The sequence below is a fragment of the Fictibacillus tiangongensis genome (genome assembly GCF_048083785.1).
GTDB lineage: Bacteria > Bacillota > Bacilli > Bacillales > Fictibacillaceae > Fictibacillus.
This window is the reverse complement of record NZ_CP182294.1, coordinates 1971594-1983653: the sequence shown is the minus strand read 5'-3', so window position 1 is coordinate 1983653 and position 12060 is coordinate 1971594. Positions and strand designations below refer to the sequence as shown.

The following is a 12060-nucleotide window of genomic DNA, read 5'->3' as shown; positions in this document are numbered from 1 at the left end:
AGCATGGAAAAAAGTATTAAGGCAAAACCGTACTCCCCATCAACGATAGATCGACTTGACGTGCACAATCACGACCTTCTTGAATTGCCCAGACGATTAAACTTTGACCTCGTCTAGAGTCACCTGCTGCAAACACTCCATCTACATTTGTTCTATAGTCACCATGTTTAGCATTGACTTTATTATTATTAACTTCTACACCAAATTCTTTTAAGACTGGAAGTTCTGTACCTTCAAAACCAATCGCAACAAAAACAAGATCTGCTGGCCAAACCTTCTCTGATCCTGGAATTTCTTCAAAAACCATATTTCCAGCATCGTCTGACGTACGTTTCATTTGAATCGTATGAAGTTCTTTTAATCGACCATTATGATCTGATACGATTTTTTTCGTTTGTACAGAGTACTCTCTAGGATCATGTCCGTATTGAGCTGTCGCTTCTTCATAGGCATAATCCATTGTGAAAATATTAGGTTGCTCTGGCCACATATTTGCATCACTGCGTACATCAGGAAGTTTAGGATGCTTGCCAAATTGAACGACACTCTTACACTTTTGTCTTAGAGCTGTTGCAACACAGTCGGCACCCGTATCTCCACCACCTATTACGATGACATTCTTGCCTTCTGCATCAATAAGCGGTTCGGTAACTTCAATGTTCAATAGTCTTTTTGTTGCCTGAGTTAGATAATTCATAGCAAAATGAACGCCTTCAGCTTCTCTTCCAGGAAGAGTCAAATCTCTTTGTTTCTGTGCTCCTGTACACAGAATGATTGAATCAAATTGATTTTTTAGTTCATCTGAAGTAATATCTTTTCCTACCTCTGTGTTAAGGATAAAATCAATGCCCTCTTGCCTTAATAACTTGATTCTTCTTTCCACTACATCCTTGTCTAACTTCATGTTAGGAATTCCATACGTTAACAATCCGCCAGCTTTGTCTGCTCTTTCATAAACTGTAACAGAATGACCAGCTTGGTTCAGCTGATCTGCTGCTGCAAGCCCGGCTGGTCCTGATCCAACGATTGCGACCTTTTTTCCTGTTCTTTTATCTGGAATTCTAGGGTGAATCCAACCGTTCTCAAAACCTTTATCAATGATTGCTTTTTCAATGTTCTTTATCGTAACAGCAGGACCAGCTAGCTCAACTGTACATGAACCTTCACAAGGAGCCGGACAAACTCTACCAGTAAACTCAGGAAAATTATTTGTTTTTAATAGACGATCTAGAGCTTCTTTCCATTTCCCTCTATAAACAAGGTCATTCCACTCTGGAATGAGATTATTAATGGGACAGCCAGCCGCAGCCCCATTAATCTCTATACCAATATGACAAAAAGGTGTTCCACAATCCATACATCTAGCGCCTTGTCTTTTTAACATATCTTCAGGTTGTTTTTCGGTATATTCTTTCCAATCTTTAAGACGTTGGAGAGGCTTTCTCTCTATCGTTTCTTCTCTTGGGTATTCCAAAAATCCGGTTGGTTTGCCCATTTAAATCTCTCCTCTCATCTCAATTTATTTCAAGATTAATTTTGTTGGTCCAGGTCTACCACTTGCTTTCGCTGAGCTTGATCCAGCTTCAAAAGCATTCATGATCGCTTCATCTTCTGTATAACCCGCTTTTTTCTCTTCTTCTATTTTCTTAATCATTTCTTTATAGTCATGTGGGATGACTTTCACAAAATGCGACTGTTCTAATTTCCAATTTTGCAAAATAACAGAGGCTTTTTTACTTTGAGTGTATGAAAAATGATTGATGATCATCTGCTTCACCGTTTCTGTTTCTTCAGAATCCATTAATCTCTCAAACTCAATACCTTCTTTGTTGCATAACTGTTTTAGTAAAAGTGGCTGATGTGTGTAGATGTAGGCGATTCCTCCACTCATACCTGCTCCAAAGTTCTTTCCAACATCACCTAAGACAACTACACGACCACCTGTCATATATTCACAGCCATGATCTCCAATACCTTCGACAACGATGTTAGCTCCACTATTTCTAACTGCAAATCTTTCTCCAGCTAATCCATTAATATATGCTTCGCCACTTGTTGCTCCATAAAAAGCAACGTTTCCTAAGATGACATTGTCATCAGCCAAATATTCTGCTGATTTAGGAGGTGCAACAATTAATTTCCCGCCAGATAAGCCTTTTCCAAAATAGTCATTGCTGTCTCCGTTCAGATAAAGCGTCATGCCACGTGGAACGAATGCTCCAAAACTTTGACCAGCAGATCCAGAGAAGTTAAGTGTTACAGTATCTTCTGCAAGACCTTCTTCCCCAAATCGTTTTGTTATTTCACTGCCTGCAATCGTACCTGCTACACGATTCGTGTTCTTGATCGGTAAGTTGAGTGAAACAGATTTCTTCGTTTCTAAAGCTGTCTGAAGCTCTGGTAGTATTTCATTCATATCAAGGGATTGATCGATCTTATGATTTTGAGAGATCTGTTTCGTACGAATACCTTCTGCTTGATATAGCAATTTTGATAAGTCGAGATGCTTCGCTTTCCAGTGTTTTTTCGCACGATCTCCCACCGTTAATACGTCAGTACGCCCGACCATTTCCTCCATCGTACGGAAGCCTAGTTCAGCCATGATCTCACGAATTTCTTCAGCCACAAATCTCATATAGTTTACAACGTGATCTGGATCACCCATATATTTCTTTCTTAATTCAGGATTCTGTGTCGCTACACCAACAGGACAGGTATCAAGATGACAAGCACGCATCATGACGCAACCTAATACAACGAGTGGTGCTGTAGCAAATCCATATTCCTCAGCACCTAACAATGCAGCAAGCACAACATCTTTACCTGTCATCAACTTTCCGTCTGTCTCAAGTGTTACACGTTCACGAAGTCCATTAAGCATCAACGTTTGGTGTGTTTCAGCAAGCCCTAATTCCCATGGAAGACCAGTATGTTTGATACTTGTCTTCGGTGAAGCGCCTGTTCCTCCATCATAACCACTAATTACAATCACATCTGCTGCGCCTTTTGCAACACCAGCCGCAATCGTTCCAACACCTGATTTTGCTACAAGCTTGACACTGATTCTTGCTTCGCGATTAGCATTCTTTAGGTCATGGATCAGTTGGGCCATATCCTCGATCGAATAGATATCATGATGTGGTGGCGGGGAGATCAGACCTACTCCTGGCGTAGACCCACGAACATCTGCTACCCAAGGATAAACCTTATTGCCAGGCAACTGTCCGCCTTCACCTGGTTTAGCTCCTTGTGCCATCTTGATCTGCAGTTCATCTGCATTTACAAGATAGTGGCTTTTTACACCGAACCTACCTGAAGCTACTTGTTTAATACTGCTTCTGCGGTTATTGCCAAGTTCATCAGGGATAAAACGGGCTGGATCTTCTCCGCCTTCACCACTGTTACTTTTTCCACCTAAACGGTTCATCGCGATCGCAAGAGATTCATGTGCTTCTTGACTAAGAGAGCCAAAAGACATCGCGCCTGTTTTGAAGCGCTTCACAATCTCTTCTACAGGTTCAACTTCATGGAGTGGTATAGACGTTTTTTCAGGCGCAAACGAGAATAAGTTTCTTAAAAAAGTGGTTCTCTCATCATCAGCCAGTTTTGAGAACGTTTTAAACAGTGAATAATCATTCTTACGACAAGCCCATTGAAGGGTATGGATCGTTTTTGGATTGAAAGCATGGTGTTCACCAGTATTTCTCCATTGAAAATCACTTCCTGAATCCAAAGTGTCATCGATGGTCTCTTTAAAGCCTTGTTGATGTCTTAGAGTAGCCTCTTTTTCGATCTCAGCTAAGGTGATTCCATCAATTTGAGAAGAAGTAGCTGGGAAATAACGATCGATCACTTCTTTTCCAATTCCGACTGCTTCAAAGATTTGAGCCCCTCGATAGCTCTGAACCGTTGAAATACCCATTTTTGACATCACTTTAACGATGCCGTCTGTTATGCCTTGTTTATAGGTTTTGATGGTCTCAGATAAAGAAAGTTTGATGTGTTCATCTTGAATCGCTTCTTCAAAGGTCTTATAAGTTAAATATGGATAGATAGCATCTGCTCCATATCCAATGAGCGCTGCAAAATGATGAACTTCTCTAACTTCACCTGATTCAACGATCAAACTTACTTTTGTCCTGAGTCCTTCTTTTACAAGATGATGATGCAGAGAACTTACAGCAAGTAAGACAGGAATAGGAATAGAAGATTTATTCATTTCTCTGTCTGACAAAACTAATAGCGTTGCTCCATCTTGAATCGCTTCTTCCGCATTTTTAAATATAGATTGTAAACCGAGTTCTAAATCTTCCGAAAATAAAGTCTGCAGAACAGCCGTTTTAAATTCATAAATCATGTTATCTGTAATTTGAATAAACTCATTCGATGTTAACACAGGAGAATTCAATTGAATTCTCTTCGCATTCTGTGGTCCAGGATGCAGAAGATTTCCTTCAGCTCCGAGCAGCGTCATCGTAGAAGTAACAATCTTCTCGCGAATAGCGTCGATCGGAGGATTGGTAACTTGGGCAAATAGCTGCTTAAAATAATTAAATAGGGATTGCGGATTATCAGATAAAACCGCTAAAGGTGTATCGTTCCCCATTGAACCGATTGGATCTTTTCCTTCTGTAATGACAGGAATCAAATATTTATGAATATCTTCATACGTATAGCCGAATGCTCTTTGCTTACTTCTTACATTTTCTATAATGATTTCAGGCTCTTCGCCATTTTCATCCAAGTGATGCAGTCCATTCGTCAGCCATAATTCGTATGGTTCTTTACTCGCCATTTCTGTTTTGATTTCATTGTCTGTAATGATTCTGCCTTCTTCTAAATCAATCAGAAGCATTCTTCCTGGGCTTAACCGCTCTTTATATAGTACATCCTCTTCTTCAACTTCAATAACTCCTACCTCAGAAGAGAAGATAATGTAATCATCCTTTGTTACATAATATCTCGCCGGACGGAGGCCGTTTCGATCGAGTATGGCTCCAATTTGTTTTCCGTCTGTGAAAGAGATAGCAGTTGGCCCATCCCATGGCTCCATCAAACAACTATGATACTCGTAAAAAGCTTTTCGCTCTTCTTCTAGATGAGGATTCTCACTCCATGGTTCTGGAATAAGCATCATAGCTGTATGGGAAGGCTTTCTTCCTGCCAGTACAAAAAATTCAAAGGCTTGATCAAGGATAGAAGAGTCACTGCCGTCGGCATCAAGAATAGGAAGCAGCTTCCCAATATCATCTCCGAATGCTTCAGAAACAAATTGCTTCTCGCGTGCCTTCATCCAGTTCATGTTTCCTTGTAAAGTATTGATCTCTCCGTTATGAATGATGTATCGGTTTGGATGCGCTCGTTCCCACGTTGGAAACGTATTTGTGCTAAAACGGGAATGCACTAAAGCGAATGGAGACACGAAATCAGTATCTTGCAGATCATAATAGAAGGCATCCACCTGTTCTGGTGTTAACAGACCTTTGTATACGATCGTTTGTGATGATAGACTAGCAAAGTACATTTGAAGTCCTTGTTCTTTTGCCCAGTGCTCTGCTTGCTTTCTGATTACGAATAGTTTTCTTTCAAAAGCTAGGTTCTCTGAAATCGTATCGTTGCAAGCAATAAAAACTTGTTTGATTAATGGGCAAGTTTCTTGAGCCTTTTTCCCGATTGTTGTTGCGTTGACCGGTACCGTTCTCCAGCCTAATAGTTGTTGTCCTTCGAGATTAATAAAATGGTTAATTTGATTTTCTAATTTCTGTTGAGCTGCTGTATCATTGGGAAAGAAGATCATTCCTACCCCGTACCGTCCTTTTTCAGGCAGTTCAAAATCTGTAACTTTTTTAAAGAAATCATGCGGTATCTTTGTCATTAAGCCTGCTCCATCTCCCGTTAAAGGATCACTTCCTTGTCCTCCCCGGTGATCAAGCTGGCATAGCATATGAAGGCCTTTTTCAACAATCTCATGGGTAGCATGCCCTTTCAAATGAGCATATAGACCAATGCCACAAGCGTCATGTTCGTTCTTTGGATTATATAAACCTTGTGGTTCTGGAAATTGACTAAAGGTCATTTTGAACTCCCCCTTAAGTTTATCAACTGAAATATTCGAAACTTTCTTTCATTTAGTTTAGGTTTTATAATTAATCGAAACAATATATAATTTAGATTAAAACGATCTCAAATTGAGAATGATTGGTTGTGACAGGCATGGAATTCAGACAATTACAGTATTTTATTGAAGTTGCAGAACGAGAACATGTTTCGGAAGCAGCAATTGCTTTGCATGTTGCACAATCTGCAGTCAGTCGTCAGGTCGCAAACTTAGAAGCTGAACTTGGCGTAGAGTTATTTGAAAGAGAAGGTCGTAATATTAAGCTTTCTCCTGTTGGAAAGCTGTTCTTGATACACGCAAAAACAGCGATGAAAGCGATCGAACATGCAAAAAAGCAGATTGATGAATATTTGGATCCTGAAAGAGGAACGATCAAGATTGGATTTCCTACAAGTCTTGCAGGACATCTATTGCCAACTGTTGTATCAGCTTTTAAACGTGAACATCCGAATATTGCCTTTCACTTAAGACAAGGTTCTTATCGATTTCTTACAGAAAGCGTTAAGAGCGGAGATATTGATCTAGCTTTTTTAGGACCGGTCCCTACAAATGATCCTGATTTAGAAGGACATATCCTTTTTACCGAAAAAATTTCTGCACTTTTACCTGAACAGCACCATTTAGCAGAAAAAAGAAGTTTATTATTAAGTGATTTACGAAATGATGAATTCGTGCTATTTCCAGATGGGTATATTTTACGAGATGTAGTAGTAAATGCTTGTAAAGAATCAGGCTTCGTTCCTAAGATTGCATGTGAAGGTGAAGATCTTGATGCGATAAAAGGGCTAGTTACAGCTAGTATGGGTGTTACCCTTTTACCCGATAGTTCCTTTTATGAAACGAAGCCGCGTTTTACAGTAAAAATACCAATCGAGATACCAGATGTTAAACGTACAGTGGGTATCATAACCCCACGCAGTCGTGAACTAGCACCTGCCGAACAAGTTTTCTTTGAATTTGTGATTAAGTTCTTCTCTGTTTTAGAGCAATATCAATAACTTTCTATTATTTAAAGATGTTGAATGAGGAACAGAAAAAGCTTGGCAATTTTTTGCCAAGCTTTTTTATCTTAGTTAATTACGTCTAACTTGTAACATGAGATTGACTGTTTTCTTTTCTGATGTTCCGAATATTGATGCGAATAAGAAGGGAGATCGCAAGGGCCAGAACAAATGCACCTGTAAAGATATACAGCGTTAAAGAATAACTGTTCGTGGATTCACGTATTCAAGAAACAACTAATGGACCTACTAGTCCGGCTGCTGCCCATGCGGTTAGAATATACCCGTGGATCGCTCCCAGTTGCTTCGTTCCGAATAGGTCACCAATATATGCTGGTATAGAAGCAAAACCTCCTCCATAACAAGTAAGAATTAAATATACAAGCAACTGAAAGAAAAAGGCGTTCGTAACATTCGGTAAAAGGACGAATGCTACTGTTTGTATCGCGAAAAACGCAGTGTAAACGTTTGGACGACCGATATAATCTGAAATCGACGCCCAGCCGATTCTTCCAAAACCGTTAAACAATCCCATGATCCCAACCATCGTAGCAGCTGCAGCGGCACTGAGATTTGCAATATCTTGTGCCATGGGAGACGCCACAGAAATAATGGCGATTCCGCATGTAACATTTATAAATAACATCGCCCATAAAGCCCAAAAACGAATTGTTTTAACAGCTTCATTTGCCGTTAATTGTGCAAGATCATTTGTTTGATCATCTTTACTCTTACTTTCTTCTTTCATTCCTTCTGGCATCCAATTCTTTGGAGGTGGTGTTAAATATAAAGAAGAAAGTAACATAATGGTAAAATAAACAGCACTTAATACGTAAAACGTATTTGAAATACCTATACCTGTTATAAGCCTCGCGATTACAGGGCTAGCAATAAGGGACGCAAAACCAAACCCCATAATAGCAAGACCTGTGGCTAAGCCCCTTCGATCAGGAAACCATTTTACAAGTGAAGAGACAGGTGTGATATAGCCAATACCCAGTCCGATTCCTCCTAAAGCGCCATAAAAAAAGTAAAGCATATAGATAGAACCTAATTGATCAGCAAAGCCTGAACCTAGCAATCCTGCACCAAAACAAAATGATGCGATGATGCCGGATTTACGAGGTCCATATCGTTCAACAAAATGCCCCATAAAAGCAGCGGATAAACCTAGAAACAAGATTGCGATACTGAACGTTAAAGAGATTTCACTTAGCCCCCAATCGTGTTCTTCCCGGAGCGGATTTGTGAATACACTCCAGGAGTAGACAGATCCGATCGATATGTGAATACCTACAGCAGCTGCAGCAATCAACCAGCGGTTTTTCACCTTTTTAGCCATCTGGATAACTCCTCTACACTTTTATTCTAAGGTTTTTTCCTTACCCTGATTTACACGTTTTTGAGGTGAGTTCCCTGTTGTCTTTTCAATATGTTCTGTTTCTTGGCCCATGCCCTTTAGGAACTGCATGAGTATGGTCACAGCTTTATTAATTTCAGGATCTTTTAGTGAACGAACTAAATCAAAGTAACTCATCTTCTCTTCCGTATCTTTGTATTCACCAACTCGTGCGATGCCTGAATCTATTTTTAAAAGAAAAGGTTCAAGTTGCTTTACATTAATCATTCCTAGAGTACCTAAGAGCAATAGAAGATTTTTTAATGTATTTGTGTTCTCAGGCTTGTCCATCGCTTTGACCGCAATATCCATTACTTTATCACCTTGCCCGAACAACCCATTTAATAGAGGTAAAATTCCTTTTTCTTGCATATGGTTCATGATCTCAAGTGTTTGTAGAATCGCAGTCTTGTTCTGAATTAGAGCATTTTCGACTTCTCGGAGGTCATTAGAACGTTTCTCTTCTGCTGTTATCGTTTGTTTTTGAACGTTTTTAATCGCTTTAGCCATGTTGATTTCGCTCCTTTTTAACAGCATCGCCTGGGAAGATATAATCTTTTCTTTCCCACTTCTTCTTTACGTTAACTCCTACTTGAGGTTGTGGATTTCCATACCTGAAATTTGTTTTAGGCAGCGGATTAACACCCTCTTCCAACAAGATCTCAAGTTTGGCACTTGTCTCCTTGTAGGCAGGTGTATCTGTATCTTTATCTGAATAACTGCTCGTAAGTAGATTAATAGCTGCTTCTCCGCTATCGTTCATAGGTAGATATACTTCTTTGCCTTTTACACGATCCGTTATTAAACAATGAACTTTTACATTTCCATAAGGCGAAGATAATCTTACTTTTGTCCCATCTTTAATTCCTCGTTCTTTTGCTAGTTCAGGAGAGATTTCAAGAAAAGTGTTAGGTGTCTTAGATGTAATACCCTCAGATTGATACGTCATGTTACCTTCATGAAAATGTTCTAAAAGTCTTCCGTTGTTTACGTGAATATCGTATTCTTCTCCGAAATCTGCAGGCTCTGTCCAATTTACTGGAAAAAGTCGTGCTTTCTTATCTTCAAAAGGAAATCCTTCTTTAAATAGTATTGGAGTATCCGTTCCGTCTTCAGCCACTGGCCACTGCAGGCTTTTGTATCCTTCTAATCTTTCATAGGATACTCCCGCAAATAATGGCGCTAGTTGTGCAGCTTCTTCCATAATGTCACTCGGGTGTTTGTAATCCCATCCAGCTCCAAGCCGATTTGCAATATCACGGATAATCTCCCAATCTGGTTTAGAATCTCCGAGTGGTTCTAGCACCTGATACAGTCTTTGGATTCTTCTCTCCGTGTTTGTGAAAGTACCTTCTTTTTCGAGGCTTGGACTTGCAGGTAAGACAACATCAGCAAACTGAGCCGTTCGTGTAAGGAATAGATCTTGAACAACAAAAAAGTCTAGTTTCTCATAAGCTCTGTGAACATGGTTTATGTTTGAGTCAACGATTCCCATGTCTTCGCCTTTTAAATACATACCTTTTACATGACCATCATGAATACCTTGAACCATTTCATGATTGTTAAGACCGGGTTCTTCCGGAATTTTTACACCCCACGCTTTTTCATACTTCTCTCTAACCTTTCTATCGGCAACTTTCTCATACGAAGGTAAGCGATCTGGCATACTACCAAAGTCACTCGCTCCTTGAACATTGTTATGTCCGCGTAACGGGTAAGAACCTACTCCTTCTCGTCCATAGTTTCCTGTCACTAAGAGTAGATTGGATATAGCCGTACTCGTATCACTTCCTCCCATATGCTGTGTAACGCCCATTGCCCAGAGAACACATACACTTTTGGATTGTGAAATGGTTTTTGCTAAATGGATAAGTGTATCGTGAGAGAGTCCTGTCACTTTTTCTGCATACTCTAAAGTGAACGTTTCAAGGTTCTCTGTAAAAACATCTAAGCCGTTCACATGCTTTTTTAAGAAGTTATAATCAGCTAATCCTTCATCTAAAATGTACTTCGTTACAGCAGAAAGCCAAACGAGATCTGAACCTGCCCGTGGCTGAATGAATAGATCGGCACGTTCAGCCATCTCATGTTTCCTAAGATCAGCGACGATTAGTTTTTGGTTGTGTAATTTATGTGACCGCTTAACACGTGTTGCTAAGACGGGATGAGATTCCGATGTATTTGAGCCGATTACAATAACCAGATCTGATTTTTCAATATCCTTTATAGATCCTGAATCACCACCATGTCCTACGGTTCGAAATAATCCCATAGTAGCTGGAGTCTGACAATAACGCGAACAATTATCAATATTATTTGTTCCGATAACACCACGTGCTAATTTTTGCATCAGATAGGATTCTTCATTCGTGCACTTAGATGAGCTGATAAACGTAAGAGCTTGAGCACCATCCTTATCTTTTATCTCTGTAAATTTAGAAGCGATTAAGTTGTATGCTTCCTCCCAAGAGGCTTCTCTAAACACATCCCCTTCACGGATTAAAGGTTTTGTTAATCGTTCTTCACTGTTAACAAAATCCCAACCGAACTTACCTTTAATACATGTTGAGATGCCGTTTGCAGGTGCTTCAATCTGCGGATCTACTTTTAAGATTTCTCTGCCTTTTGTCCAGACATCAAAGCTGCATCCTACGCCGCAGTAAGTGCAAACGGTTTTTGTTTTCTTTATTCTTTGTTCTCTCATCGCAGCTTCCATATCTGAAATAGCGAGTATAGACCCATAACCTGTCTCAACACCTTTTGTGATCTCAATCATCGGACGAAGTGTCTCGCGATTGATTCCCGTCATATAACCTGTTTCACCTTCCATACCTTTTTCCATCATGGCGTTACATGGGCAAACAGTAGAACAGTGACCACACGATACACAAGATGATTCATTGATCGGAACGTCTTTGTCCCAAATCACTCTTGGCTTTTCTCGTTCCCAATCTATCGTGAGCGTCTCTGTTACTTGGACATCTTGGCATGCTTCAACACATCGTCCACACAATATACATTGATCAGGGTCATACCTATAAAAGGGGTTCGTTTGATCAACTTCATATGGCTTATGTTCAAAAGGAATGCTCTGATGGTTGATCTTCATCTCTTTAACCGTGTTATGTACTTCACAACCGCCATTGTTATAATCACAAACCGTACAATATAACTCATGATTAAAAAGGATTCGATCCATTCCGATCACTTGAGCTTCTCTTACCTCATCAGAATTTGTATCAATGTTATCTCCGTTATTAATCTTCGTCGAACATGCTCTTACAAATTCTCCATTCACTTTAACGATACAAGTATCACATGTTTCGATCGGCCCTAGACTTGGATGGTAACAAACATGCGGGACTTGATCTGGTGAACCATCTAACAAATTTAATACAGTTTCTCCCTGAACAGCTTTTCTTTCAGTTCCGTTTATTATTATCTTAGATTCTTTCAAATGATTTACACCCTTTCCTGAAAGTTAACATACAAAACATTCTGACATCTCAAACATCCGTTTCCCTAATCATAATTTCCTTAAA

At 39.7% G+C, this 12060-nt stretch carries 5 protein-coding genes and 1 pseudogene; 1 reads left to right on the top strand and 5 read right to left on the bottom strand.

Features of this window, described 5'->3' with window-relative positions; genetic code table 11:
• Positions 1-16: 16 nt before the first annotated feature.
• Together ACNJYY_RS10645 and gltB are read right to left on the bottom strand one after the other, a co-directional pair.
• Positions 17-1495: a glutamate synthase subunit beta gene (locus tag ACNJYY_RS10645; RefSeq protein ID WP_416731672.1), complete on the bottom strand. Its 1479-nt coding sequence runs from the start codon at positions 1493-1495 to the stop codon at positions 17-19.
• Positions 1496-1519: 24 nt separating this feature from the next.
• Positions 1520-6076 (bottom strand): glutamate synthase large subunit, encoded by a 4557-nt coding sequence (gene gltB, locus ACNJYY_RS10640; RefSeq protein WP_416731671.1) that lies wholly within the window; start codon positions 6074-6076, stop codon positions 1520-1522.
• Positions 6077-6213: 137 nt separating this feature from the next.
• On the opposite strand from gltB, the gene ACNJYY_RS10635 reads away from it, so the two are divergent.
• Positions 6214-7116 (top strand): LysR family transcriptional regulator, encoded by a 903-nt coding sequence (locus ACNJYY_RS10635; RefSeq protein ID WP_144700396.1) that lies wholly within the window; start codon positions 6214-6216, stop codon positions 7114-7116.
• A gap of 85 nt (positions 7117-7201) precedes the next feature.
• On the opposite strand, the pseudogene ACNJYY_RS10630 reads toward ACNJYY_RS10635, so the two are convergent.
• From ACNJYY_RS10630 to fdhF, 3 genes and pseudogenes are all read right to left on the bottom strand, one after another.
• Positions 7202-8461, bottom strand: a pseudogene (locus ACNJYY_RS10630) (OFA family MFS transporter).
• A gap of 21 nt (positions 8462-8482) precedes the next feature.
• Positions 8483-9028: a DUF1641 domain-containing protein gene (locus tag ACNJYY_RS10625; protein WP_416731670.1), complete on the bottom strand. Its 546-nt coding sequence runs from the start codon at positions 9026-9028 to the stop codon at positions 8483-8485.
• Entirely contained in the window at positions 9021-11975 is a 2955-nt protein-coding gene (fdhF, locus tag ACNJYY_RS10620) for a formate dehydrogenase subunit alpha (protein ID WP_416731669.1), read from the bottom strand. Before fdhF ends, ACNJYY_RS10625 begins: the two co-directional genes overlap by 8 nt.
• Positions 11976-12060 lie beyond the last annotated feature (85 nt).

Bases quoted from the DNA above. Each gene is read 5' to 3' on its own strand.
- ACNJYY_RS10635 (WP_144700396.1), top strand. From the start codon at position 6,214: ATGGAATTCAGACAATTACAGTATTTTATTGAAGTTGCAGAACGAGAA.
- ACNJYY_RS10625 (WP_416731670.1), bottom strand. From the start codon at position 9,028: ATGGCTAAAGCGATTAAAAACGTTCAAAAACAAACGATAACAGCAGAA.
- gltB (WP_416731671.1), bottom strand. From the start codon at position 6,076: ATGACCTTTAGTCAATTTCCAGAACCACAAGGTTTATATAATCCAAAG.
- ACNJYY_RS10645 (WP_416731672.1), bottom strand. From the start codon at position 1,495: ATGGGCAAACCAACCGGATTTTTGGAATACCCAAGAGAAGAAACGATA.